Source organism: Synechococcus sp. UW179A, assembly GCF_900473965.1.
Lineage (GTDB): Bacteria > Cyanobacteriota > Cyanobacteriia > PCC-6307 > Cyanobiaceae > Synechococcus_C.
This window is the reverse complement of the sequence record NZ_UCNJ01000024.1, coordinates 63648-90338: the sequence shown is the minus strand read 5'-3', so window position 1 is coordinate 90338 and position 26691 is coordinate 63648. Positions and strand designations below refer to the sequence as shown.

The 26691-nt window shown below is 57.5% G+C and carries 23 protein-coding genes; 7 read left to right on the top strand and 16 right to left on the bottom strand.

Annotated elements, in window-relative coordinates; all coding sequences use genetic code 11:
- Window positions 1–8: 8 nt before the first annotated feature.
- Entirely contained in the window at window positions 9–776 is a 768-nt protein-coding gene (locus DXY31_RS11125) for a ribonuclease H (protein ID WP_114993839.1), read from the bottom strand.
- A 60-nt stretch (window positions 777–836) separates the two neighbouring features.
- Between DXY31_RS11125 and DXY31_RS11120 the strand changes: the two genes are divergently transcribed.
- Complete coding sequence (locus DXY31_RS11120; protein WP_114993838.1) at window positions 837–1541, top strand: DUF3747 domain-containing protein; 705 nt, start codon at window positions 837–839, stop codon at window positions 1539–1541.
- 291 nt (window positions 1542–1832) lie between these two features.
- On the opposite strand, the gene rplL is transcribed toward DXY31_RS11120, so the two are convergent.
- The 8 genes from rplL to gloA form a co-directional block, all read right to left on the bottom strand.
- Window positions 1833–2225: a 50S ribosomal protein L7/L12 gene (rplL, locus tag DXY31_RS11115; protein WP_066909258.1), complete on the bottom strand. Its 393-nt coding sequence runs from the start codon at window positions 2223–2225 to the stop codon at window positions 1833–1835.
- Between the two features lie 47 nt (window positions 2226–2272).
- On the bottom strand, window positions 2273–2800 hold the full coding sequence (gene rplJ, locus DXY31_RS11110; RefSeq protein ID WP_114993837.1) for a 50S ribosomal protein L10: 528 nt from the start codon (window positions 2798–2800) through the stop codon (window positions 2273–2275).
- Window positions 2801–3082: 282 nt separating this feature from the next.
- Entirely contained in the window at window positions 3083–3790 is a 708-nt protein-coding gene (rplA, locus tag DXY31_RS11105) for a 50S ribosomal protein L1 (RefSeq protein ID WP_067096078.1), read from the bottom strand.
- A 77-nt stretch (window positions 3791–3867) separates the two neighbouring features.
- The gene (gene rplK / locus DXY31_RS11100) at window positions 3868–4293 is read right to left on the bottom strand and encodes a 50S ribosomal protein L11 (protein WP_066909267.1); all 426 of its coding nucleotides are present in this window, start codon (window positions 4291–4293) and stop codon (window positions 3868–3870) included.
- 110 nt (window positions 4294–4403) lie between these two features.
- Window positions 4404–5072 carry a transcription termination/antitermination protein NusG gene (nusG, locus tag DXY31_RS11095; protein ID WP_114993836.1) on the bottom strand — a complete coding sequence of 223 codons (669 nt, stop codon included), beginning with the start codon at window positions 5070–5072 and terminating at the stop codon, window positions 4404–4406.
- A 61-nt stretch (window positions 5073–5133) separates the two neighbouring features.
- A complete protein-coding gene (gene secE, locus DXY31_RS11090; protein WP_066909273.1) occupies window positions 5134–5382 on the bottom strand; it encodes a preprotein translocase subunit SecE in 249 nt (82 codons plus the stop codon).
- Window positions 5383–5479: 97 nt separating this feature from the next.
- Window positions 5480–8245, bottom strand: coding sequence for an ATP-dependent Clp protease ATP-binding subunit (locus DXY31_RS11085; protein ID WP_114993835.1), 2766 nt, complete (start codon window positions 8243–8245; stop codon window positions 5480–5482).
- Window positions 8246–8260: 15 nt separating this feature from the next.
- Complete coding sequence (gene gloA, locus DXY31_RS11080) at window positions 8261–8662, bottom strand: lactoylglutathione lyase (RefSeq protein WP_114993925.1); 402 nt, start codon at window positions 8660–8662, stop codon at window positions 8261–8263.
- A 145-nt stretch (window positions 8663–8807) separates the two neighbouring features.
- Here gloA and eno point away from each other — a divergent pair, with 145 nt between their 5' ends.
- Window positions 8808–10100, top strand: coding sequence for a phosphopyruvate hydratase (eno, locus tag DXY31_RS11075; RefSeq protein WP_114993834.1), 1293 nt, complete (start codon window positions 8808–8810; stop codon window positions 10098–10100).
- A 265-nt stretch (window positions 10101–10365) separates the two neighbouring features.
- Here eno and DXY31_RS11065 read toward each other — a convergent pair whose 3' ends face one another.
- From DXY31_RS11065 to argJ, 4 genes are all read right to left on the bottom strand, one after another.
- Window positions 10366–12048, bottom strand: coding sequence for an AarF/ABC1/UbiB kinase family protein (locus DXY31_RS11065; RefSeq protein ID WP_114993832.1), 1683 nt, complete (start codon window positions 12046–12048; stop codon window positions 10366–10368).
- Window positions 12045–12356, bottom strand: coding sequence for a hypothetical protein (locus DXY31_RS11060; RefSeq protein ID WP_114993831.1), 312 nt, complete (start codon window positions 12354–12356; stop codon window positions 12045–12047). Before DXY31_RS11060 ends, DXY31_RS11065 begins: the two co-directional genes overlap by 4 nt.
- A 57-nt stretch (window positions 12357–12413) precedes the next feature.
- Window positions 12414–13079 carry a hypothetical protein gene (locus DXY31_RS11055; protein WP_179949440.1) on the bottom strand — a complete coding sequence of 222 codons (666 nt, stop codon included), beginning with the start codon at window positions 13077–13079 and terminating at the stop codon, window positions 12414–12416.
- 87 nt (window positions 13080–13166) lie between these two features.
- A complete protein-coding gene (gene argJ, locus DXY31_RS11050) occupies window positions 13167–14426 on the bottom strand; it encodes a bifunctional glutamate N-acetyltransferase/amino-acid acetyltransferase ArgJ (RefSeq protein WP_371639362.1) in 1260 nt (419 codons plus the stop codon).
- A gap of 80 nt (window positions 14427–14506) precedes the next feature.
- Here argJ and coaE point away from each other — a divergent pair, with 80 nt between their 5' ends.
- The 3 genes from coaE to DXY31_RS11035 all read left to right on the top strand — a co-directional run bounded on the left by coaE (window position 14507) and on the right by DXY31_RS11035 (window position 17942).
- A complete protein-coding gene (coaE, locus tag DXY31_RS11045; RefSeq protein ID WP_114993923.1) occupies window positions 14507–15163 on the top strand; it encodes a dephospho-CoA kinase in 657 nt (218 codons plus the stop codon).
- Window positions 15164–15312: 149 nt separating this feature from the next.
- Window positions 15313–16032: a FecR domain-containing protein gene (locus DXY31_RS11040; RefSeq protein ID WP_114993922.1), complete on the top strand. Its 720-nt coding sequence runs from the start codon at window positions 15313–15315 to the stop codon at window positions 16030–16032.
- A 35-nt stretch (window positions 16033–16067) separates the two neighbouring features.
- Window positions 16068–17942, top strand: a complete 1875-nt coding sequence (locus DXY31_RS11035; RefSeq protein ID WP_114993830.1) for an adenylate/guanylate cyclase domain-containing protein — start codon at window positions 16068–16070, stop codon at window positions 17940–17942.
- Here the strand turns inward: DXY31_RS11035 and gatB are convergent.
- Window positions 17932–19416 carry an Asp-tRNA(Asn)/Glu-tRNA(Gln) amidotransferase subunit GatB gene (gatB, locus tag DXY31_RS11030; RefSeq protein ID WP_114993829.1) on the bottom strand — a complete coding sequence of 495 codons (1485 nt, stop codon included), beginning with the start codon at window positions 19414–19416 and terminating at the stop codon, window positions 17932–17934. The two genes, DXY31_RS11035 and gatB, sit on opposite strands and share 11 nt — an antisense overlap.
- 54 nt (window positions 19417–19470) lie before the next feature.
- Here gatB and thiO point away from each other — a divergent pair, with 54 nt between their 5' ends.
- Window positions 19471–20595, top strand: coding sequence for a glycine oxidase ThiO (gene thiO / locus DXY31_RS11025; protein WP_114993828.1), 1125 nt, complete (start codon window positions 19471–19473; stop codon window positions 20593–20595).
- Between the two features lie 181 nt (window positions 20596–20776).
- Here the strand turns inward: thiO and DXY31_RS11020 are convergent, their stop codons facing one another.
- Both DXY31_RS11020 and DXY31_RS11015 read right to left on the bottom strand, forming a co-directional pair.
- A complete protein-coding gene (locus DXY31_RS11020) occupies window positions 20777–21919 on the bottom strand; it encodes a hypothetical protein (protein WP_114993827.1) in 1143 nt (380 codons plus the stop codon).
- A 380-nt stretch (window positions 21920–22299) separates the two neighbouring features.
- A complete protein-coding gene (locus tag DXY31_RS11015) occupies window positions 22300–23739 on the bottom strand; it encodes a cyclic nucleotide-binding domain-containing protein (RefSeq protein WP_114993826.1) in 1440 nt (479 codons plus the stop codon).
- Window positions 23740–24113: 374 nt separating this feature from the next.
- On the opposite strand from DXY31_RS11015, the gene DXY31_RS11010 reads away from it, so the two are divergent.
- A complete protein-coding gene (locus DXY31_RS11010; protein WP_114993825.1) occupies window positions 24114–26504 on the top strand; it encodes a hypothetical protein in 2391 nt (796 codons plus the stop codon).
- Window positions 26505–26691: the final 187 nt, after the last annotated feature.

Genomic DNA, 26691 nt, shown 5'->3' with positions numbered 1-26691 from the left:
TCCTCGATCTATCTCGATCCTGCCTCGGCGCGGCGCAGCCGCCAGCAGTCGCCCTCCACCGGTTCCACCAGCCAATCGCGCCAACTCCATGCCTGCTGGCGTTGGGCCAGACGCGTCAGCGGTTGCTCCACCAACTGAGCCAGCTCCACCAACGACAGGGCATATCCACCAGCAGCCAGACGGTCAGCCAGTTCAAGCCTGGTAAGCAGCTGTTGTAGCGATTCCGGGGCCGCATCATCGCCCTGTTCTTGTCTCCCGTTCGCTGTTGTCATGGCCCTGGTGGAGGCAGATTGGCAGGCTTGATCCAGCCGTGGCGCCGTCCCCTTGGAGAAAGCCACAGCGATCTGATCGACCCGATCGTTATCCGGGTCACCGCTATGTCCTTTCACGTAGCTGAGGGGCACATCCGACAGCCGAGCAGCGTCGAGGGCCTGCCAGAGATCCTGATTGAGCACGGGTTTGCCCGCTGCAGTTTTCCAGCCCTTGCGTTTCCAACCAGCCATCCAGGAGCCAAGGCCATCAATCAGATATTTGCTGTCAGTCCGCAGGGTGAGATCAGGATGAAGAGGCAGCTCCGCCAGCCTCTCAAGCATTGCCAGCGCTGCCTGCAGCTCCATGCGGTTGTTGGTGGTGGCAGGGTCGGCACCGCCGAACTCCTCCACACTGCCGTCCTCAAAACGGATCAAGGCACCCCAGCCGCCGGGCCCGGGATTGCCGCTGCAGGCTCCGTCGGTGGCAGCGGCCACAACTCGACCTCTCTGATCAGCGTCAGCCATTGGTCACCCCACACCTTCTTCGGTACAACACGGTTCTTGAACACCCAGGAGGACTGGGCCATGGGCCGAACCTACTTCCGCAGAGCTGCGCTGAGTGCCGGTGCGGTGGGTCTGGCGGCCATTGCTGGAAGCCTGCCCGGATGGGCCCGGGCCCTGTTCGACAGCAGTCCTCTGCAAGAAGAACGTTTCGCGATCCTGGCTCAAGCGGTGGGACCAGATCGCTGGAAGCTGCTGGTGCTGGAACAGATCAAAGCCAGACCGCTCTGCTGGGAAGAACGGCAAGACGGGCTGATGAACCCCTCTCTGAACAACTTCGATTTCACGGGAATCTGCAGCCGCTACCTCGACAGCAACGGCTACTCCCTCCGCACGTCAGGCAGGGATGTCGACAAGCGCTATCGCCTACGTCTGAACCAGAGCAAAAATGGTCTGGCGTTACAGGCGACGGACTCTGTCCAAGGTGACGGAATCACAGTGGCGCGAGCCAGCAAAGTGCGCCGGGACAAAAATGCCTTTGTGAAATTGACGCTGGAGCCGGGCTGGTCGCTCGAACGCCGCAGCTACAAAGGGCGCACGCTGAGCCACGTCTATTTCGCCCATAAGCAGTCAATGAACACGCTGATGGCAGCGAATAAGGGGAAACCTGTGGATCGAAGTCTGACCTTCACCGCCAGCATGCCCAAACCCCCTTCACAGCCAGGTGGACGTCGTCTGAATCAGCAACGGGGGCCGATCCGTCTGACGGTCATTCCCTTCCGACCCTGAACCGCCGCCAAACTGAAGGACAGTTGAGAGAGCGCCCCAGCACAACGCGCAATTCAGAGAGCAATTTTTTAATTTGACAAAGTGTGAGGAGTGGAAAGCGCCTCTTCTGGGTCGAAACAAGGACAGACTCCAGCAATGCGTTTCACTTCTGAGCTCTGCCCTTGGCAGAGCTTTTTTTTTGAATGATGAATCCAGGTTGTCCGGAATCGGCCAAACATAAAAAAACCGACCCGAAGGTCGGTGGTCTTGAAGGGGAGGGATCAGCAAGCGCAAGCCGCCGATCCAACAAACTCACTTGAGAGTGACCTTTCCACCCACCTCTTCAATGGCCTTCTTGAGGGCCTCGGCATCATCCTTGGAGACACCTTCCTTGATGGTTTTCGGAGCAGCTTCGACCATGGCCTTGGCATCTCCCAGGCCAAGGCCTGTGGCTTCTCGCACAGCCTTGAGGACCTTGATCTTGGCGGAAGCATCGAAGCTTTCCAGCACAACATCAAACTCGGTCTTTTCTTCAGCGGCCTCGCCACCACCACCAGCGGCAGCGCCGGGGGCAGCCATCACCACACCCGCGGATGCGGCAGCGGAGACGCCGAAGGCCTCTTCGATCTGCTTAACAAGCTCGGAGGCTTCAAGCAGCGAAAGAGACTTCAGAGATTCGAGGATTTCGTCGGTTTTTGCAGACATGGTTGGGATTCAGCAACAGATCAAAAAAACAGTCGGGTCGAAGACGTTCAGCTTTCGCCGGAATCGGCGTGCTGCTTGAGCGCCCGAGCAAGACCGGAGGGAACCTCGTTGATACCCACAGCCAACTTGGTGGCAAGGGCATTGATGGAACCGGCAATCTGAGCCATGAGCACTTCCTTGGAGGGAAGGTCACCGATGGCCTTGATCTCGTCCTGAGAGAGAAGCTTGCCTTCGAAAAGGCCGCCCTTGGTTTCGGACTTCTTGGTGTCCTTCTGAAAAGCCTGAAGGGCTTTCACTGCACCGCCGACATCGCCCTTAACAAGGACGAAAGCGTTGGTACCGCTCAGAAGGGGATCGAGGTTGGACCAGGCACTATCACCATCAATGGCAAGACGCATCAAGGTGTTTTTGGTCACCTTGCAAACGCCGTTGCTGCCCCGAAGACGAGTCCTCAGATCAGACATTTCCTTGATGGAAAGACCCTGGTAATCCAGGACCAATGCCATTTCGGCCTCACCGAGGAGCTGCTTGAGCTCTTCGACGATCTGTTGCTTGCTCTCCAGAGTGCGGCCCATAGGATTTGGATCGGATCGGGGGAACAAGCTGGACACACGGCCGTTCAGTGCTCCCGAAGGAGACGAGGCCGCGTATCGATCCAATCCCATGAGGGAGCAAAATCGTCGCGTCTGCCTCGGCAGGACTTAATGCATCTTTGACGGTTGATAACAACCGCTTGAAGCAACCTGCTGTCTTTGGCCGGGCGCGTGCCCGTTGTCTGGCTTTCGCCAGCAGACAAACCTACAACACAGCCTCCACTGAAGCGGAGGCTGGCTGGCCTCAGGTTGGAATGAGTTGGATCAGCCCTCTTTGTTGATGTCCTGAAGGGCTGAGATATCCACTTCCACCGAAGGGCCCATGGTGGAGGTCACATACAGGCTCTTCCAGTAACGACCTTTTGCTCCGCTGGGCTTGTTGCGGTCAATGGTCTCCTGAAGCATTTTCAGGTTATCGAGCAGGTTGGCAGCGTCAAAGCTGGCCTTGCCGAAACGCACGTGCACGATGCCGGTGCGGTCAGCACGGAATTCGAGCTTGCCGGCCTTGAACTCCTTGATGGCGGCAGCCAGATCAGTGGTGACGGTGCCGGCTTTGGGGTTGGGCATCAGACCACGGGGGCCGAGCACGCGGCCCAGCTTGGCCACCTTGGGCATCATGTCTGGGGTGGCGATCAGCAGGTCGAAGTTCATCTCCCCTTTGCTGATGGTGTTGACCAGATCCTCATCGCCAGCAAGCTCTGCGCCGGCTGCTTTGGCTGCTGCAACCTTCTCACCACTGGTGACCACCGCAATGCGCACGGTCTGACCGGTGCCGTGAGGCAGTGCCACGGTGGTGCGCAGCTGCTGATCCGTGTATTTGGGATCGATCCCGAGACGCACATGCGCCTCCATGGTCTCGTCGAACTTAGCGTTGGCGTTGTCCTTGACCAGCTGGATGGCTTCAAGCGGCTCGTAAGCACGCTCTTCCACCTTGGTAACGAGGCTGGCCAGGCGTTTGGAAAGTTTTGGCATGGCTTAGATGGGGTTCAGACGACCACAAGGTCTCCCCCTGAAGAAATTGGAAGTGAGCAATGACTGGCGCAAGTGCGTCAGTCGCTGATGGCGACGCCCATGTTGCGAGCAGTGCCTTCGATGATGCGCATAGCCGACTCAACGCTGGTGCAATTGAGATCGGGCAGCTTGGTCTTGGCGATCTCCTCAAGCTGGGATCGCTTGATGGAGCCAACGCTTCCCTTGGCGGACTCTCCGGAACCTTTAGGAATTCCAGCAGCCTTGGTGATCAGCACGGACGCTGGCGGCGTCTTGGTGATGAAGGTGAAACTGCGGTCTTCGAAGACCGAGATCTCCACCGGAATCACGAACCCGGCTTTGTCCTGGGTGCGAGCGTTGTATTCCTTGCAGAACGCCATGATGTTGACCCCATGCTGACCAAGGGCAGGACCCACGGGCGGTGCAGGGTTGGCTTTGCCGGCCTGAAGGGCCAGCTTGATCACAGCTACGACTTTCTTGGCCATCGGCGGACGGAGTTGAACATCTGCGGATCACCTGGCCCTCGGGGCAGGTGCGGCGGGGTGAAGAACCACCCCTCAGGCCGCCCTCCGCAGGGAGACGGCCGCCGCTGATATCAGTTCTGCTTGCTCACCTGAGAAAACTCGAGTTCGACCGGTGTCTCACGACCAAAAATGGAGAGGAGAGCCTTGAGCTTGCTGCGCTCACCCGACACCTCGATGACCTCACCCTGGAAATCCTTGAAAGGACCAGCAGTGACCAAAATCTGATCCCCCTCGGTGAGATCAACCTTCACAACCGTTTTCTTCTCTGCAGCCCGCTTGAAGATGCGGTCCACTTCCTGACGACTCAAAGGACGTGGCTTGATGTGACCCCGTGCTTTACCGGTGGCTCGGCGGTCTTCCGCACCAACAAAGTTGATGACGTTTGGGGTGCTGCGCACGGCCATCATCGTGTCTTCGTCCAGCACCATGCGCACAAGCACATATCCGGGAAACACCTTCTCCTCGGTGGATTGGCGGCTGCCATCTTTCTTGATTTTCACCGCAGGCGTTTCGGGAATTTCAATCTCAAGAATGCGATTGCTCACACCGAGAGTCACAGCCCGCTGCTCCAGCGTGGCCTTCACCTTTTTCTCGCAACTGGATGCCACCTGCACCGCATACCAGCGGGCAACACCTGTGCGGATTGTGGGACTTTCAAGAGTGCCCTCTTCTCCGTCGTTCGGTGCCGGAAGGTCAAGCACCTCACTGGAGTCCGACTGGATTGGATCGAGATCAGACACGAGGCAGGGCAGGAACGAAGGATGAACTGGGGAAATGCACCGGATCAGACCGGAGCAGGAGTCAACGGAACACCTGGGACGCAGCCCAGCCGTAGAAGCGACTCAGAGCGGCAATGGCCGCAGCCGAGAGGCTCACCATCAGGATCACCGCGATGGATTCGCTGAACAGCTGTTGTCGGCTAGGCCAGACCACAAGCTTCAACTCCTCAAAGGTGGCCTGCAAAAAACCACCCTTTTTTTCAGGCTGTTCAGGGCCTGATGAGGGGGGCGTCGTCGCTGCGGTTGTGTCCTCGGAAGTGGGGCTGGTCACTGATGACGGATCAAAAAGGCGTCTGGGCCGGTGCTGACGCCGGCTCTGGGGGCACGTGACAGCAATGAAACATCGTACCGGACGCCTTCATGAGTCGTTATTCCGGTTCAAAGAGGAAGGGATCGTTTGGTGTCGATCCAGCCTGCACACGCACCGCCTGAGCCCCGCTGAAACGGTCCTCCAGCAGTTCAGTCGCCAGGGGATTCTCCAGTTGACGTCGCAGCACCCTTCGCAATGGCCTTGCTCCATATTCCGGCTCATAACCGAGGCTCACGATCGCTTCAATCACACCTTCCTCAACGCGCAGCTCCAGCCCCTGTTCTCTCAGCAGCGCCGCTAAATCAGCCAGCTGCAGGCGCACAATTCTGCGCAGATCATCAAGTCCGAGAGGCTGAAACCGGATCACTTCATCGATGCGGTTCAGGAATTCAGGTCGAAAATGGCGCCCCAAAGCCTCGTCCACAGCACCATCCAAGGAGGATTGATCAACCGATGTTCCCGCTTCCCTGTCCTGACGTGCTGATTCGAGAATGGCGCGGCTGGCCAGATTGCTGGTCATCACAACCACAGTGTGTCGGAAATCAACCGTGCGCCCCTGCGAATCGCTGAGGCGGCCGTCATCCAGCACCTGCAGGAGCACATTGAACACATCGGGGTGAGCCTTCTCCACCTCATCCAGGAGAAGTAACGCATATGGACGACGACGTACCGCTTCGGTCAGCTGCCCTCCCTCCTCATAACCGACATAGCCAGGGGGGGCACCGAGTAAGCGAGCCACCGCATTGCGCTCCATGAACTCACTCATGTCGAGGCGCACCATCGACTCTTCCTCATCGAACAGCTGTCCTGCCAGAGCCTTGGCCAGTTCGGTTTTGCCGACACCTGTCGGCCCCAGAAACAGAAATGACCCCACAGGGCGTCGCGGATCCTTCATGCCTGCTCGGGCCCTGCGAATCGCCGCAGCCACAGCCCCCACGGCATCGGACTGACCGATCACCCGCTCCGCAAGGCGCTGGTCAAGCTCTAGCAGTTTCTGGCGTTCACCCGCCAACAGACGCTGGATGGGAATGCCTGTCCATCGCGCTACCACATCGGCAATATCCGCGGCTTCCACCTGCTCTCGTAGCAGTGCTGTTCCGTCTTGCTGCGCCTGGTTGAGCGCCTCCTCCAGGTCACTGCGGCGCTGCTGAAGACGATGCAGCTGGTCGTACTGGAGCCGGGCAGCTTCTTCAAGATCACCCTGTCGCTCTGCTTCAGCTATGGCATGGCGTAGATCCTCATCTTCCTGCAGCAGTTGGCGCAGTTCCTGCAGCTGTTCCCGCTCTGCCTGCCAGCGCTCACGCAGTTGAGTGAGCTGGGAAGAGGCCTCGAGTCGCTGGCGCTGAAGCTGCACGCGCTCCGATTCAGGAGCCTGCTCTGCCGCAAGCACCGCCAGTTCTACACGTCGCAGATCCATTTCAGCGTCCTCCACCACCTGGGGCTTGGACGTGACATCCATCTTGAGTTGTGCCGCCGCTTCATCGATCAGATCGATGGCCTTATCAGGCAGACATCGATCACTGATATAGCGGTCGGCAAGGCGTGCTGCAGCCGTTACCGCGGCGTCGGTAATCGTTACACCGTGATGAAGCTCGTAGCGCTCCTTCACTCCCCGCAGGATCTCAACGCTGTGGTCGATCGATGGCTCGGAGATCTGCACCTGCTGGAAGCGACGGTTCAGAGCTGGATCCTTCTCAACTGTGCGGCGGTAATCCTCTGGCGTGGTTGCGGCAATACAACGCAAATCTCCCCTGGCCAGAGCCGGCTTCAGCAGGCTGCCTGCGTCGGCGCTGGAGCGGTCGCTGTTAACCACGGTATGCAGTTCATCGATGAACAGCACGACTCCGGCCTCGGGATCACTCACCTCCTGAAGCACCTCTCGCAAGCGTTCCTCGAACTGCCCCCGAAATTTGGCGCCAGCGATCAGGGCACCCACATCTAGTGCCACAAGTCGCAATCCCTGAAGCGATTCCGGGACTTCACCGGCAACGATGCGCTGGGCCAGCAGCTCGGCGATGGCCGTCTTACCCACACCAGGAGCTCCGATCAGAACCGGATTGTTTTTGCCCCGACGCGAAAGCACCTTGATCAAGCTACGGATCTCGCCATCGCGGCCGACCACAGGATCTAGGAGCCCCTGAGCCGCGGCGGCAGTAAGGTCGCGGCCATAACGATCCAGAGCCTTGGGGTCAGGCTCATTGGCAAGATCAAGCACCGGATCAACGACAGGTTCCGACGACCCAAGCCCGGACTGAACAGGCTCGTTCAAGGGCTGAGCGATTGGAACAACAGGGGTGGGTGCTGCTGAACGAATAACGGGTGCAGGAGGACTGGGTGGAGCAGAAGCAGCCGATGCGGTCGGTCGCCTCAACTCTGCCTCCAGTCGATCGGCCGGCAACCCAAAACGGGACAGCAGTTCGGCACCGATGCGTGGGTCCCGACCGATGGCGATCAGCAGATGCGAAACCTCGATCAACCTGGATCCCCAGAGGCCACGCACCCTGTCGGCCGCCTCGAGCAAGGTCTCAAGGTCTTCACCCACAAACAGCTCATCACCTCTGGCCATGGGCTGCTCCTCCAGAAAGCCCTCGAGCTGATCAAGCAACTGGTCCTGAGGCAGCGGCAATGCGCCCACGTCCGCCTTGAAGCGTGGATCACTGAACAGTGCCTGGAGCAGATGCTCCACATCCAAGTCGCCGTGACGCCAACGACGGGCTCCATCCTGGGCGGAGAGCAAAAGCTCCCAAGCGTCGTCGCTGAAACGGTCTGGCTCCACCGTGAGACTGGCTGGAGGTTGAGGAGTTACGCCGAAATCGGATGTCATCGCGGGCGGATCCCCTCAAGCGGCAGTCGATCGAGAGGAGAGCTCAATCAGCTCCACCTTGTAGCCATCGGGATCCTCCAGGAAAGCGATCACCGTGCTGCCATGTTTCATCGGTCCCGGAGCACGCACGAGTCTTCCACCTCGCTCAGCGATCCCCGAACACGTGGCTTGGATGTCCTGCACCCCGAGGGCGATGTGGCCATATCCATCACCCAGGTCGTAGTGCTCTGTATCCCAGTTGTGAGTGAGCTCAAGCACGGTGTGGTCCTTTTCGTCGCCATAACCAAGAAAGGCCAGTGTGAAGCGACCGGAGGCATAGTCCTTGCGACGAAGCAGCTGCATGCCGAGGACATCGGTATAGAAAGCGAGAGATCTCTCAAGATCACCAACCCGAAGCATGGTGTGCAGCATGCGCATGATCCGGGTCAATCGCTGATACCAGCATGGTGCATCCACCAGATCAGTGGAAGTGGACGTGCAGGCATCGAGGCCTGTTGGCAGAGATGGGGAATCAGCGATGCAGGGGGACCCATAGGATCGCCAGGTCTTTGATCCGCTTCACGTGTTCGATTCTCTCGACCTCGTCATCGACACCATCGTGGCCCGTGAGGTGCTCGACTCCCGGGGCAATCCAACGGTAGAGGCCGAGGTCTTGCTGGAGGGTGGCGCCAGTGGTCGGGCCATCGTGCCCAGTGGCGCCAGTACCGGTGCCCACGAAGCCCACGAGCTGCGCGATGGCGGCGATCGCTACATGGGCAAGGGCGTCATTCAGGCCGTGAATCACATCGAGGAACGCATTGCCCCCGCCCTCTGTGGACTCTCCGCCCTGGATCAGGCAGCAGTGGACGCAGCGATGCTGGAACTCGACGGCAGTGACAACAAGTCCAGCCTCGGCGCCAACGCAATCCTGGCGGTGAGCATGGCCAATGCCCGTGCAGCCGCCAATGGTCTGGGCATTCCGCTCTACCGCTATCTGGGCGGACCGATGGCCACCCTGTTGCCGGTGCCGTTGATGAACGTGATCAACGGTGGCGCGCACGCCGCCAACAGCCTGGATTTCCAGGAATTCATGCTGGTTCCCCATGGCGCACCAAGCTTCCGTGAGGCGCTGCGCATGGGCACCGAGGTGTTCCACATCCTGAAGGGACTGCTTAAGGACAAAGGCATGAGCACCTCCGTGGGTGATGAAGGAGGCTTCGCCCCTGATCTGGGCAATGTGGAAGCCGGTGAGATTCTGGTAGAAGCGATTGAAAAGGCCGGCTACAAACCTGGTGACCAGATCGCCCTGGCCCTGGATGTGGCCAGTACTGAATTCTTCGAGAATGGTCGCTATGCCTTTGATGGCGGCAGCTACGACAGCGCTCAAATGGTCGGCCAACTTGAACAGTTGGTTGAGAAGTTCCCAATCGTTTCGATCGAGGACGGCCTTGCCGAAGACGACTGGGAGGGATGGAAATTGCTGACCGAGCGCCTCGGCGGCAAAGTGCAACTTGTGGGTGACGACCTGTTCGTGACCAACACCAAGCGCCTGCAACAAGGCATCAACATCGGCACGGCCAACTCGATTCTGATCAAGGTCAACCAGATTGGCTCTCTTACCGAGACGCTTCAGGCCATCGATCTCGCTGGTCGTTCTGGGTACACCAGCGTGATCAGCCACCGAAGTGGTGAAACGGAGGACACCACCATCGCCGATCTTTCTGTCGCAACCAGGGCTGGTCAGATCAAAACCGGCTCTCTAAGCCGCAGTGAGCGCGTTGCCAAGTACAACCAGCTTCTGCGCATCGAGGACGAACTGGGCAGCCAGGCTACTTACGCCGGTGCCGTCGGCCAGGGCCCCCGAGGCCAAGCCTGATCCAAGAATCAGCGCTCAACAAAAATGCCATCCAGTACAAGGCATCCCTGACTCAATGGCATTGTTATTCTGTTAAAGCGAATGTTTTGACGAAAGATCAATCAATCCAAAGCGAAGTATCCACCCAAAGAATCAACACACTGATCTCCGAAACTTCAGCAAAAGTGGATGATCACCAGCGAGGAAAGCTGAAGCCTTATTCGTCAAAACACGAACCTGTTGAAGCATCACTCCAAGGCAACAATGACTCGGCCATTAAAGCGATTTAGCTTTTTGATGACGACAAGGATTCCATGCGGGCATCCTTGCGTAACTTCACCTGCAGTTTGAGCCAACCCATCCCGACCGGCACAGCTGCACCGAGAGGCAGCAGAGCCCAGAGTGGGCGAACGCTGGCGCCCAAAATAGCCGCCGCCAAAGCCAGGCCTCCCAGAAGCACCGACTGGCCGACGGAATGCTGAGCGGTGACCATACGGCGGAACTGACGATCCGATTCACCCATGCGGATCTGCAACTGCAGATCCCCCTGTTCCAGGCGCTCAAGACTTTCATCCAAACGACGGGGAATCCCCACGGCCCGGGAACTCAGGGCACCCACCTGACGGCCAAGTTCATTGAACAAATCATTGGAACCGGATCCACTGGAAGTCATGAGTGGCAGTAGATAAGGCTTGGCAATCCCCACCAGGCTAAAGCCGGGATCGAGGCTGCGTCCCACGCCCTCAAAGGTCGACAACGCTCGCATCACGAAGATCAGCTCGACCGGCAGCCGAAACGGTTGGCCATAAACCAGCTCATAGAGATCTCCCGACAATTTGTCGATCACCGAAGCACTGAAAGGAGGGGTGAGTGCATCCCGCAGCATCAAACGAACTAGACGTCGCACAGGCCCGAGATCCACATCTGCGGCAATGACACCAGCCACCTGCATCTCCTCCACCAGAGCCGTTGCATCGCGGGACGCAGCTGCCCGAACCATGGAACCCAGACGTCGTCTCAACCGCTCAGAAAGCTGCCCCATCATTCCGAAGTCGTAGTAAATCAGGGCTCCATCACTGGCAACCGCCAGATTTCCGGGATGAGGATCAGCATGGAAAAAGCCGAAACGCACCAGCTGCTGCAAGTAGCTGGCGGCACCGATCTCAGCGACCTCACCCGGATCAATGCCGGCTGCGAGCAATTCAGGACGGTTGTTGATCTTGATGCCCGGCAAGTAATCGAGGCAGAGCACTTGACGGGTACTCAGTTCCCAGATCACACCGGGTACACGAATGCGGGGATCATCCAGAAACTGCTGACGAAAACGGGCAGCGTGCTGGGCTTCCAGCCGAAAATCCAGCTCACGCAATAACACACGCCGGCATTCCTGAGCGATTGCCACCCAGTCACGACCGCGGCCCCATTGAGGATGACGCTGCAGCACAGATGCCACCTGCTGCATTACCTCCAGGTCAAGCCGGAACAGCGACTCAAGGCCGGGGCGTTGAATCTTGAGCACCACCTGACGACCACTGCGCAGGCTTGCTCGATGCACCTGAGCCAATGATGCAGCCGCAAGCGGGTTCTCATCGAGGTCAATGATCTCCGCACAGCGAGCACCCAGCTCTGCTTCCAACACGGCCTGGGCCTGATCAAACGGGAAAGCAGGAACTTTGTCCTGCAGATCGGCCAGCTCAGCGACCCAGCCCGCAGGCAGCACATCAGGACGCGCCGACAGCAGTTGACCGAGCTTGATAAACGCCGACCCGAGTTGGAGCAATTCCCTGGTGAGCCAGCGGGCACGGTTCTGCTGACGGGTCTGACGACGCTCGGGCGAAACCCCGCCCGGATACGTCCAGCGACAGCTATCCCACCAAAGCAGGAACAACAGCACCAGAACGGTGCGCCAAATGCGCAGGGCTCTGAGACCCCTGCGCCAAGGAAGAGGTCGTGCAAGCCAACGGCTCAAGACTGTTCCTCCAGCCGCGTGCTCAAATCCGCAACCTTCGCCCGCAGCCGATCGATCCGCTGCTGCAGGGGCTCATGCTCTATGCCGCTGCGATCAGCCGCAGGAGCAGAGGGGGGCTGCTCCTCTTGTTGCAAACGTTCGGCTTCCGCCTTCACTTCTTCCTGAAAAAGATCCCATTCCTGCCGAATACGCTCAGGCGCATCCTGAACAGCGACAGCCACTCCAGCAGCTGCATCGGCCACGCCTTCACCCACTCTGGCGATCAGACGATTCATCGCCGCTCTCAACAGGGCGTCCGGAGGAGTCATGGCCTGACTAGCGATGCAGAAACTGTGGCAGATACGCCGACAGGGTTGCGACCCGACTCAGGGAGCCGGTGGAGCAGCTGGTGGAGTGGCAGGTGGTGCTTTGAAGATGAGCGACTCATCAATGGCTGGCTGGGTTGGAGTGAGCGCAGGCTCAGGCGTGGCAACAGCGGCAGGTGTCGGTTTCGGCGCAACTGGAACCGAAGGCTCGATAGCAGGGTCTGCGGAAGCCCCCGGCTCTGGCACAACCGGCTCAGAGTTGGGAGTCAAGACGGCAGCTGGCTGAGCGCCCTCGGAACCCTCCTGCTCGCCGAAGTCCAGAGCGGGTGCTGCCACTGGTGCAGCCGTAGACACTGGATCATCTTGAACCGCCCAAGCCTCTGACACTGCTGCCTGCTGCGCTTGCTCACCCTGCTTCGCCGTCTTAGCGATGGCCTCGGCTTGTTCATTGGCCTTGCGCTGCTCGGCATCAAGAACCTCCTTCGCGGCCACGTCCCCCATCAACGGTTGGTCAGCGCCATAGCGTCGTCTTAAACCATCCAAGCTTTCTCCAGGAAAACTGTTCTGACGGAAGGTTGCCTGCTGTGGCTTTTCCCAGGCCTGCCGCATCAGCACCACCCGCTGCGTGATCCCATAACCAAGGGCAAAGCAAGCGCCAGCCACCAAAGGGCCAACCCAGTAACGAGGTCGCCGGGACCGCTTCTGATCAGAGGTGGTCGTGGTCATCGCTATGGCAATACGGACAACACCGAACAGTCGGTGCAGCCCATCTTCGCGTCTGATCGACGGCGCTGCATCACCTCCCTTGATTGATCAAGTTGTGTAATCGGCGTTGATGCGCACGTATTGATCAGAAAGATCACACCCCCAGGCACGACCTTGGCCCGGGCCAGAACCGATCAGCAAATGAATCACCACAACGTCATCGTGTAGGTAACGGCCGGAAGCCCGCTCTCGCAGATAGGTCGACACAGCCATTCGATCAGAGCCAAGCGGCTGACCGTTCTCCATTAATTGATGCTCCCCCATCCAAAGCGAAACCGACTGCGCATCAAAGGCCACTCCCGAGCGCCCAGCCGCCGCCACAATCCTGCCCCAGTTGGGATCACGGCCATGCACGGCCGTTTTCACCAGCGACGATCCACACACGGTCCGGGCCATCCGTAAGGCGTCGGCTTCTGAAGCGGCACCCTCCACCAACACCTCAATCAGGCAGGTCGCACCCTCACCATCACGAGCGATCGCACGCGCCAGGTGTTGAGCAACCAGGGTCACCCCCTGCTCAACCAGTTCAAACTGATCATCAGGTAAGGGTTCACCCGCGGCAAAGGCCAGAAACGTGTCGTTGGTGCTGGTGTCGCCGTCCACGGTGATGGCATTGAACGAGCGCTGAACAGCGCGACGAACCATGGCCTGCCAAACCTCTGCTGGTACTCCGGCATCACAGGTGAGATAGCCGAGCATGGTGGCCATATCCGGGTGAATCATTCCCGAACCCTTGGCCATCCCGCCAATGCGCACGGTGCGGCCTGCAATCTGCGCCTCAACAGCGATCTGCTTGTCCACCAGATCCGTGGTGAGGATTGCGCTTGCAGCTGCCGATCCGCCATCAACGGCCAAAGCCTCCACAAGCGGATCCAGACCAGACAGCAACACCTGCATGGGGATCGGCACCCCGATCACACCGGTGGAGCAGATCAGCACCTGATCACTCGGTAGGCCCAGCCGGTCTGCCAGCACCTGAGTGGCGCGCTGGCTGTCGATCAGACCACGGTCTCCGGTGCAGGCATTGGCTTGTCCGGAATTGATCAAGACAGCTCTGGACTGACCACCCGTGGTCTGCAGGCGCTCAACACAGAGATCCACGCAGGCCGCACGCACCACAGAGGTTGTGAAGGTGCCGGCACAGACGGCACCAGGCGGCGCCAGCAGCAGAGCCAGATCCGGCTTTCCGGATTCCTTGAGACCAGCTGTAATGCCTGCGGCCTGAAAGCCACTGGGAGCAGTACTACCGCCTTCAATCAGCGACCAGCTGGAAGATTGCGCCATTGATGGACTGAACAAGCGATCCATAGGGCTTATTCAAAACGGCCATGCGCCGCTGTGAACCAAGCGGGAGTTACAGAGTGGAGAGACTCATCGAGCACCGAAGCGTGAGTGCAACATCCCGCTGGCAAGGAGCGCAGCACCGCATCGGTCTCACCGGTGGGATTGCCAGCGGCAAAAGCAGTGTCGCCCGCTATCTGAAAGATCTTGGGATCGCGGTTCTGGATGCAGATCTCTACTCCCATGAAGCGCTTAAGCCTGGAACTCAGGCCTCGGAGGCAGTGCTGAGCCGTTATGGACGACAGGTTGAAGCTGCACCTGATTGCGACATCAAGCCGAGCGCAGATCAACGCAACATCAATCGCCGCGAGCTGGGCAGGATCGTCTTCAACAACCAAGAAGAGAGACGATGGCTCGAGCAGATCATCCATCCAGTGGTCCGTGCGCGCTTCGAACTTGAACTGGCGAAGCATCCAGAAACTTCAACCATCGTGTTGATGATTCCACTTCTGTTTGAAGCGGATCTCACCGAGCTCGTCTCCGAGGTCTGGTTGGTTCACTGCCTGCCGACACAGCAGCTTGAGCGGCTGAAGCAGCGCGACGGTCTGAGTACGGCCGAAGCGAAAGCAAGAATGGAAGCCCAATGGCCGTTGAGCCAGAAATGCGCAAAGGCCGACCTGGTGCTGGATAACCGCTCAGCATCGATCTGCTGGGAAAGACAGATCAAGGCAAGGCTTTCAGTCATCAATAGCGGGCAACGCTGAATGTCTTAGTGAATGCCTTGAGTTTTGAACGCCGAACACGATCCGTTGAGGTGCCAACAGCAGTCCATTCAACGGATTGAAGCTGGCTCAGAGTGACCCAGGGCGGACGATGTCAGGATTCGATTGATCAGATCAGATCGCACGAACCGATGAGCTTCTTCCGCCAGATCGTCGCATTCAGTTCCTGCCTGACCATCACACTGGTTGGCACTGCTCCGGTTATTGCCAGCTCCGAAAAGGCCACCATTCAAGAAATCCTGGATGGAGATCAACTTTTCATCGACGATCAAAAAGCCAGCGTCGATGAAACAGCCCAGTCGCCGCAGGTCATCAGCACTGGGCTGAGCCGCGGCCAGATTGCCTTCAGCGGTGGAGCTGTCGGTCGAATCAATCGCCAATCCCTGGTGAAGCTCGGGAGCAGTTGTTTTCTTCTGAACAAGGGCCAGATTCTGATCTCAGGCCGTCAGGACGGCTGTACAGCCTCAAGTCGATTGAGCGTTCGCGGCACCAATTACGTTCTGAAAGTTAGTGATGACGGCAGTACAGATCTGGCTGTCCTGGAAGGCTCTGTTGAAGTCACGGATAACAGCGGGAAGCAGGAGGCCGTCACCGTTGAAGCAGGCCAACGCCTTCGACTCAGCCCTGCGGGAGTGGTGATCGGACTGCTGCAACTGGCGGCCGGCGACTACCAGAGGATTCTTGATGGTCCCCTTTTCATCGGCTACACAGCCCCATTGCCGGGATTAGCGAATCTCAGGCGTTATCTGAATCTGAATGTGCCTGGTTTGCGCATCCCCAGCGTGCCGGGAAGCCAGATCCGAATCACACCCAACCTGCCGAGCGTGCCCAGCCCGGTTCGTTTCTTCTGATGACCTAATCATCCCAACTCCATGCACCAGAGCGGATGACAACCATCTCCGGCACGGCCAGAAGAGGCATCGCGATCACACTATTCGGCCTGCTCTGCGGTGGCCTCAGCGGCTGGCCACCCACTCTGTGGCGCAGCTGGTCAAAAGACATCAGTGATCAGATCACACTGTGGGCAGGCCCCAGCAGTCCTCCAGCAGGGGTGGTGGTCATCGCCGTGGATGATGCTTCTTTGCAGCAGGCACGCTGGGTTCTGGAGGATGCGGACTCCGCCCCCTGGAGTGAAGGGCTGGACCGCTGGCCATGGCCAAGAGCGACCTACGGACAGTTGATTGAACGGGTCATCGCCGCTGGCAGTCGTGGTGTGGCGATCAATGTGCTGTTTGCGGGGCCAAGCATGTATGGCCCTGAGGATGATGCCCGCTTCGCGCAAACGCTGAAACGACACGGTTCCGCCGTGGCTCTGGCCGCCGAGATGATGGAACCGGTTGATCGCCAGGGGGCTGGTGGTCTTTCCCTCGAACCCCCCGCATCAACCTTGCTGGATGCCCTTGGCGGCCTGCACCATCTGGGCCTCACCAACATGCTCAACGCCGAAGACGGCAGCATCGGGCCACATCCAGAAGCCTATGGACGACGAGTGCTGCGGCCCTACGGCTTCCAGCTGCAGCAATCCCTCCCCTCCGCTCTGCTGAAGATCGCCGGGCTCGAGCCACCGCTGGATCAGGCGGATCGTTCACTGCGGCTGTATGGCCCGGAGGGAACCATCACCCGACTATCAGCCTGGGAGGTTCTCGACCCAGAGCGCTGGCACAATCACCCGCTGCGACCCATGCTCCATGACAGCCTGGTGCTGATCGGTCCAACCCTGGAAGACAACCAGAGCGGCCAGTCCACTCCCTTTGGCACCCTGTCGGGAGTCGAACTCCTAGCAACAGCAACCGCCAACGACCTCGATGGCAGCGGCCTGCGGCAATGGCCTCAGCATCCCTGGCAGAAAGCTCTGTTGAGCGCTGCCTGCAGTTGGCTGATTGCCTATCTGGCCACGCGGCGACTGACCCTGCGCTGGCGGCTGGCCAGCTGCTCACTCGGCCTGATCGGACTCCTGCTGATCAGCATCAGCACGCTGGTGCAACGCCAGACCGTTCTGCCTTTACTGGCACCAAGCGCCGGGGTTGTTGGCCTGGCTGCGGCACTCGCCGTCAGCACGTTCTGGCGTGAGGAGCAGGAGCGCCGACGGCTCCGCCAGACCTTTGAGCGCTATGTATCCCCGAGCGTCGTCCAGGAAATCCTCAAGGACCGCGACAGCGCCGAAGGCATTCTCAGGGGCAAGACCCTCAACGTGACAGTCCTGTTCAGTGACCTTGAGGGTTTCACGGCTCTGACACGGGAACGTTCCCAGCAAGGTCGCAGCGAAGAACTGATCCACCAACTGAATCTCTACCTGGGCCGGATGGTGGAGGTAATCACCCTGCATGGAGGCACGGTCGACAAGTTCATCGGCGATTGCGTCATGGCCGTATTTGGCTCACCCGTTAGTCGGGGGACTGAGATGGAAGCCAGGCAGGCCGTTCGGTGTGCCGGGGCCATGCGCGAAGCCCTTGAACAGCTGAATCAGGATTGGACCGAGAGAGGCCTTGATCCGCTCAGCTGTGGAATCGGTCTGGCCAGCGGGGAAGCGGTGGTTGGCCAGATCGGCAGTCCACAACGCATGGACTTCACCGTGATCGGTGACACGGTCAATCTGGCCAGCCGCCTGGAATCACTGACCAGAAAGCTCAGGACGCCAATCCTGATGGACGAGCAAACCGCACTGCTTGCTGGAACTGAGATCGCCACGGACCATCTCGGTGAACAGGCGATCAAGGGAATGGATCGCTGCCAGGTCTATCGACCCAGGCTCAGCCCTTGAGTTTCTGACTGAGGATCTGGTTGGCGAGCTTGGGATCAGCCTTGCCACCGGTCTTTTTCATCAGCTGGCCGACAAAAAAGCCCTGAAGCTTGGTCTTGCCACCACGGAACGCCTCCACTTCATCGGGATGAGCGATGAGGAGCTCCTCAACAATTGCCGTGATCGCCGCAGGGTCGCTGATCATCCCCAGACCGCGTTCGTCCACGATCGCCTTGGGTGAACCGCCCTTTTCCAGCAGTTCAGGGAGAATTTCCTTGGCGATCTTGCCGCTGATCTTGCCGCCGTCGATCAGCTTCACCATCTCCGCCAGCTGATCAGGACGAAAAGGAAGTTCTGTGTAACTCAGACGATTGCTGTTTACATGGGCAGCGATATCACCCGTGATCCAGTTGGCGGCCAATTTGGGGTCAGCTCCCGCAGCGACAACGGCCTCGAAGTAATCCGCCATCGGACGCTCATCGGTGAGAACGCGGGCGTCGTACTGAGACAGACCCAGATCATCGGCGTAGCGGTGACGCTTGGCGGCTGGCAACTCGGGGAGCTCTGCTCTCCAAGCCTCACGCTGTTCAACGCTCACCTCGACCGGGCCAAGATCAGGATCGGGGAAATAGCGGTAATCGCTGGCCCCTTCTTTGCTGCGCATGCTCTTGGTGAGCTGCTTGCCCTCATCCCAGAGGCGGGTCTCCTGAACGATCGGTTCGCCGCTCTCATAAGCCTTGATCTGGCGCTTGATCTCGTATTCGCAGGCCTTCTGAATTGCGGAGAAGGAGTTCATGTTCTTGATCTCCACCTTGGTGCCGAAAGGGGCATCCGGCCCACGGCGGACGGAGATGTTCACGTCGCAGCGCAACGACCCTTCCTGCATGTTGCCGTCGCCAACTCCGATGTAACGCACAATCCGGCGAATCTCCGACGCGTATTCAGCCGCTTCCCGGCCCGTGCGCAGATCGGGCTTACTGACGATTTCGGCGAGCGCCACTCCAGCTCGGTTGTAATCGACAAGCGAATGGGTGGATCCAGCCAGACGATCGCTGCCCGCGTGCACAAGTTTGCCCGCATCTTCCTCCATGTGAAGGCGCTCGATGCCGATCTTTTTGAGATAGGTGTCCTTGCCCTTTTCAGCCACCTCCACCTCAATCCAACCCTCTTCCGCGATCGGCTCGTCGTATTGAGTGATTTGGTAATTCTTCGGCAGATCGGGATAGAAATACTGCTTGCGATCGAACTTGCAGTGCTCGGCAACATTCAGGTTCAGGCCCATCGAGGCCTTCACCGCATATTCGAGCACCTTCTGGTTCAGCACCGGCAGGGTTCCTGGCAAACCGCAGACCACTGGATCGATATGCGTGTTGGGGTCATCCCCGAAGGTGGTGGAAGCAGCCGTAAAAATTTTGCTGTCGGTCCCCAGCTGCACATGGGTTTCTAGTCCGATCACAGCTTCCCAGGCCTGTTCAGTCGCTGCAGGTGCCGACATCCGTTGAGCTGATCGAGGAAGGCTTGATCTTATGGAAAGGTTAGACATTCGGTCATGACCGCCTCAGACAGCTCAGCCCCTGAACCGGTGCTCATCCTTGGTGGAGGCCTGATGGGACTGGCCGTCGCCCATCAACTGGCACGCCGTGGAATCCCAGTGACGGTGCTGAGCAGACGCCGCAGCGAAGCAGCAGGTTTCGTTGCTGCCGGGATGCTGGCGCCCCATGCCGAAGGCCTCGAAGGAGCACTGCTGCAGCTCGGCCAACTCAGTCTGAGCCGCATACCCAGCTGGGTCGCCCAGATTGAGGCCGACAGTGGTCTTCCATGCGGGCTTCGTTCCACAGGGATCGTGGTGCCCTTCCACAGCGAGAACGAACGAGACGCTTACCCGACAGCGCCATTCGGCGAGCCCCTGAACCGTGAACAGCTGGTGCAGGAACTACCAGGCATCAACTCAGCCTGGAGCGCTGGATTGTTGTTCGCCCAGGACGGCCAGATCGACAACAGACGTCAGCTCATGCGAGCTCTGGAGAGCGCCTGCGTGGATCGCGGTGTGCAGTTCCAGGAGGGAGTTGAGGTGTTGGAACTGTTCACGGCCAATGATCATCTGAGCGGAGTGCGAACGAGGGATTCGGAGGGAAGGGAAGCAACCCTTCGCTGCGAACGGGCTGTGCTCTGCAGCGGTGCCTGGAGCGGACAGTTGTTGGCACAGCTGCCGGTGTTCCCGGTGAAAGGTCAGATGCTGTCGCTGCAGAGTCCGCGTGGTGCCCTCCGGCGTGTGATCTTCGGCCCGGGGATTTATCTCGTGCCGCGCGAGGATGGGCTGGTGGTGGTCGGCGCCACCAGCGAACGCAATGCCAGCTTCAGAGAAGGACTCACTCCACAAGGGCAAACCACCCTTAAGCAAGGAATTGCCGCCCTGTTACCCGAAGCTGAGAACTGGCCTCCCATGGAACGCTGGTGGGGGTTCCGTCCCTGCACACCTGATGAAAGTCCGCTGCTGGGCAACAGTCCGATTCCAGGGCTTCTGCTGGCCTGCGGCCACCATCGCAACGGCGTTCTCATGGCTGGTGCCACTTCAGAACTGATCGCCGATCTTGTCGCCGAGAGTCAACCGAAGAAGGATCTTGCAAAACTTCTACCGAACTTTCGATGGGATCGATTCACATCACCCAACTGAAAAGCTGTATCGACTAACGAGGAAAAGATCAACTGTCTTGAGACATGTAGCTTACAATTACATCACTCCAAAACCAGAATAATGACAATACAAACGCAGCCAAAGAATAGATACTAAACACATCAGCCGCATAAACATGCCTACTACGCATAAGTTGGGCGCCAATAATAGCCAAGTCGTCTCAATGGCTGTCAAAATTCAAAATGTTATCAAGCAATGACTCTCTCTCTCTCTCCATTGGCTCCAACTTAAGCGGACCAATGCCGTAATTGAGCTCCATCAATTCCAGCAAGTCCTTGAGAAGTTGATCCAAATCATAAAATTTCACGAAACTTTCTATCTCGCCCTGAAGACTTACCCTCACAGGATGACCCAAGCCCTGAACCGTAAGTGTCAGGAAATGATCCTCACCAGGATCGCAGGCAATACGAAAGTCAAGGTCTCTTTGGCCAGGGACAAGGAGATTTTTAAGCATATTATCGTTCGGAACACTTTCAGGAGTTAGATCGAATGATCGACTCAACGCGCTTTCGCCAATACCACTAACTTGCCATTGACGGCATTTCGACTCTCTTGAAAACATAAACCAACTGAAATTTTCCAGATTCAACACATACAAGCTAGGATTGATCAAAGACTGGTCTGGAAGGCCTACTAATTTACGATGGCATTCACCAGAACTAATGAGAAGTTGCTTGCCATTACTTGATAATTCAGCACAGTGTCCCCAGATTGAACCGGGGTCGTCGCCATCACATTCAGCAACACGAATACTCCAGTCATCGGTATTGAGGATAAATACATTTGTGGGAGCCTCGCTTCGATGTTCCCGGTAACCCAAATGACCGATAATCCAGATTTCATTTCCAACTAACGTTGCTGATGCATAGTCGGTAGGTGGAAAGATATTTACTGGATATCCGTAAATGGTAACTTGATCGCCTTCAATCACAACTACATCGTTATAGATCCAAAAGCCAGGGTCATAAAAATCTTCATGTGCACCCCCAATAAGAACCCGTCTTCCGTCATCGAGAATTACCTTGGCTTGGCCATATCGCCGAAAAGAGAAGCAAGGACCCGCTTCAAATTCATCTGGTCCTCCCAAATCCTGGTTCAATTGCCATGAACTACCTCCGTAACGTATCGCATAAGCCCAAAACTGATTCGTAAGGTTTTCAGGATTAGATATGCCAGAGCGTGGTGAACGCCATTTCATAAAAGTTTGATGATCGGGACCTTCTTTGGACAGGAGCTGGAGTCGCTCATCGTCCCAATTTTGCTTGCGCAAGTTACTCGCCCATTCATTTGATCTTTCAGCCATACTGTGCGGAAAGCCCTGAACATTACAGCCATCATATCAACAGCCAAAATGCTCTGATTACACCTATTCACCAGAGGCATTCAACAACGCACCTCCACGCCTTTGTGGGAATCAACCAATGAACTCGCAAAGGCAAGAAGAAGAGCCACACAAATTCAAAAATTACTGCTTTAAGCAATGAACTTTCCAACATTCATTGAGTATTGGACAAGCATATCAATGCTGTAATTTTTTCGCCAAAAAGAATGCAGCCTCAAAATCAAAAAACATCGATTTAGGCTTATAGCAATAAATGCTCAGACCGGGAACAAAGCACGCATGCAAATAAAATGCTTGCCATGCAAAACATCTTTCGTAAAAACTTTAAAAAATCAATAGCATCAGTGCTCGCGGGTCGCAATCGAAAACAGATTGACGCCGGCTTCCTCAAACCTGCACTGAGTGAGACCGACTGGGAAGCCAGCCGACTCCGCCAGCTTCACCATGGCTGGCTGATCGCGATGAATCAGACGCCAGTCAAGGAGGTGATCCATCAGCCCACGCGTGGGATTATCAATGTGAAAGTTTCCCAGAATCGAACGCCCGCCGGGTTCCAGACAAGAGTGAATCCATGCCTGCAGACGGGTAACAATCCGATCATCGAAATAATCAATCAAACCGATGGAATAGATCAGGTGCTGAGGCTCAAGATCCAGCTTCTGGCGTCCAATGCAGAGATGCAGAAGATTACGCCGTTCAAGCCGCACCACTGTCTCAAGTCCCTCACGAACCAAACGCTCGCGCACATAATCAAGGGCCTGCTGGTCAACATCGACCAATGTGAACTGCACCTGATCAGCGAGATCGGAATCCTGCAGAAGAATGTCAAAGATCTCGGCGGCCGGACCACACGCCAGACTTGTGACCCGTAACGGCCGATGATCGGTGAGTGTCAGAGCGCGTTGCAGCTCCTCCCGCAACAAGCCACGGCGATTGCGTACTGCCCTGGCCGCAGGCTGATTCAGGAAACAGCGATCAAGCAGTGTGCCTAAATCTCCAGCACCGCCAGGCTCATCGGCATACATCCAGGCAATCGTGAGGAAATCGCCCGCATAACCACGGGGCTTGCGATACATCCTCTCCGCCGAACGGGTCAGCAACAGATAGGGAAGCAATTCGATGCGCAGAGCCTGAAGAGCTGGGCTGTCAGGTGCCGGGGTCTCCCCCGAAAGCGCTGGAAAAAGACTGCCAGTCAGGCGAACCAGGGTGTCAAATGCTGCGGCCAGATCCCTGCGCAGTCCAGCATCGGGATCACTACGGCGAAAATCGGCTTCCACCGCAGCGGCACACTGCTTGAAGCGGAGCACCGCAGCCGCCAACTCCGGCGGCATCAGAGAGGGGGCGCCAAGTCCTGCCACCCCGTCAAGGCCATGAGAGTGGGTCTGCGAGAGCAAACGCTGGGCATTGATGGCGGCCAAAGCCTTGAAGACACGCATCCCCTGCGCAGGGTTCGACTCCATCAGGGCATGGAGAGCGAACTGCGAGAGACGCAGAGCCTCAACCGGCTCACGTGCCTTCACACTGGCCCGGGCTACACCACCCAACAGAAAGGAGATATCTCCGAGCACGCTGCCAGGGCCGAGCAGCGGGCCCTCCAGCGCCGACAGTCCCTCCCAACTGGCCTGGACCACACCTGATGAGATCAGAAGCAGGCCATCCGGAGTCTCACCCTCCTGTATCAGGCTGACCCCTGGAGCAAAAGTGCAAGGCTGCACATCAGCAAACGCCTGATCAACAACCCCTTCAAGAGCCTGAAGTAGCAGTAACGATTCGGCGTTCAAAAAAACCTCGGGAGATTGTCCCGAGGGTATGCAGATTCAGGTGAATCGACAGGCCATCAGCCCTCGACCCGCCACTCCAGCGCGGAAGGGCCATTGCTTGGAGAGAGCCCGATGGCTGGTCCATAGCTGGCCGCCGTCAGCGCAGACCTGTTAACCGGAGCAATCCTCAAGAGGACACCATCCAAGTTGAACGAAGAACTGCTGAGAGCCTTGAGCTGCATGCACTTCTGAGCCAGACCTTCAGGCCGTGATCCAGATCACAACAATCATTGAGCAGGCCGTGAATCAGGCCTGATTCACATCACAGGATCGGAAGAACTTTGCGCTGAAGGTGAGTCAGCTCGAGAGCAAAGGCTCCTCTCAAATCTTTAATCATGAACTTCATCGCACGTGCCTTCCAACGCAACCGCGGCCCCCGACCTTCCGTTTCCGTCACCACTGTGGACGGACGGACAATTCTCTCTGGAAACAACAACGATCGCATTGACATTCGCGCTGGTGCCATCAATCGAGGTGGCTACGCCGAAGCGACTGGACTCAACAATTCCACCGTTGCAACCGCAGCAGGCAATGATTCCGTGCGCATTCATGCCCATGCCCGCGGCATGAGCACCAATGCCTGGGCCATGCGCAACAGCACCCTGGATGTTGGGCCTGGTCACGACAAAGTTGATCTGCGTGCTGTGACCCGTGCAGGCGCCTTTGATCCCGCCTACGGCATGGACAACAGCTCTTTTAGCTCCGGCCAAGGCAGAGACAAACTGCGCATCAATGCCATCGCTCGCGGCAACACCACTGACACCATCGCCGCCTATGGCGCCCTGGATTCTCAGATCAATACCGGCGCCGATAACGACAAGGTGCAGATCCGAGCCTCCGCCAGCAATCGCCGTGGTTACGCCGAAGCCATCGGTCTCGACAATTCAGTGCTCGAAACCGAAACCGGTGACGATGTCGTGCGCATTCATGCCCATGCCCGCGGCATGAGCACCAATGCCTGGGCCATGCGCAACAGCACCCTGGATGTTGGGCCTGGTCACGACAAAGTTGATCTGCGTGCTGTGACCCGTGCAGGCGCCTTTGATCCCGCCTACGGCATGGACAACAGCTCTTTTAGCTCCGGCCAAGGCAGAGACAAACTGCGCATCAATGCCATCGCTCGCGGCAACACCACTGACACCATCGCCGCCTATGGCGCCCTGGATTCTCAGATCAATACCGGCGCCGATAACGACAAGGTGCAGATCCGAGCCTCCGCCAGCAATCGCCGTGGTTACGCCGAAGCCATCGGTCTCGACCATTCAGTGCTCGAAACCGAAACCGGTGACGATGTCGTGCGCATTCATGCCCGTGCCTGCGGCAACAGCACCAATGCCTGGGCCATGCGCAACAGCACTCTGGATGCTGGTGCTGGCCACGACAGCATTGATCTGCGTGCTGTGACCCGCGCAGGCGCCTTTGATCCCGCCTACGGCATGGACAACAGCTCTTTTAGCTCCGGCCAAGGCAGAGACAAACTGCGCATCAATGCCATCGCTCGCGGCAACACCACTGACACCATCGCCGCCTATGGCGCCCTGGATTCTCAGATCAATACCGGCGCCGATAACGACAAGGTGCACATCAAAGCCAGCGCCACCAATCACTGCGGTTACGCCGAAGCCATCGGTCTCGACCATTCAGTGCTCGAAACCGAAACCGGTAACGATGTCGTGCGCCTTGATGCGAATGCGCTGGGCAACAGCACCACGGCCTGGGCCATGCGCAACAGCACCCTGGATGTTGGACCTGGTGACGACAGCGTCGAGATCAAGGGCAATGCGCTCAACAGCACGGTGCGAACTGGCGAAGGCTTCGACAACGTCAGAATCACTGGCCTTGAGACCAAGCAATTGCTTGTGGACACTGGTGCTCAAGATGATGAATTAACCGTCGACGGCGGCACTGGAATCACCTACATCTCCGGTGCTGGCTCCGACAAGCTGCGACTAACCCGCAACTACTTCACAAGCCTGCTCCAAGCGAAAGAATCTAAAGAGCGGGTGGGTCCCATTGAGGAACTGACGGTTCAGGACCTCAACAGCCCAGTTGCTGAGACGGGCCCCAAAGCAGAAACCAACCAGTTCAAACCAGCCCTGGCTGACAACACCACCAACGTGGATCAAGAGCCAAAGCTGAACAGTCTGAACTCCTCCGAGGCATCGGATCCGCAGATGAATGCAAGCGACCCGCTGATGTTTGTGGACTTCATCACCGGTGAAAACGGCGACAGCATCGACTGCGATGACATCCTGATCGGCCATGGGATCGGCTTCAATCGACAATCTATTTTTGAAGATGGCTTTTTAAGCTTCGCGCAAGAAGGAAATGACAGCACCCTGTACTTTGATTCCGATGGATTCAACCAACAAGACAACGATAAGATTGCCTTGGTGATCTTCAAGGATGTTCAGGCTGCCAACTTCAGCCAACACAATCTGAGCTCAAGAATCATCAACAAAAATGATTTCCTGCTTAGCCAAGAAGATCAACAAAATCTGAACCCGAATTCCAATCCTGCTCTTGAGACATTCACAAAGGTCGAGGAGTTCAATCACGCTGAGATCAACCCATCGATTGCAGGATTAGAGACTAATCCAATCCTGATGAGCAGCAATCTTCAACCAGTCAATGACCAGATCAACCCGGTTACGACCAATCCATCCATTCCCGGATCTCAAACAAATCCAATGCTAAACAGCACAGATCTTCAACCTTCCATTTGATTAATCTGACAATATATCTAAGTCGCTTTCAACAACGGACCGCTTTGCTAACGCAAGGCGGTTTTTTTCTTGCGGATTCGATCATCCAGCTTTTTTCCTGAATCAGGAAATCGAAAGGATTACATTCACACAGCAACTTAGAAATAAAAAACCCTAGGATTTTGCCCCAGGGCTTGTGTGATCCGAA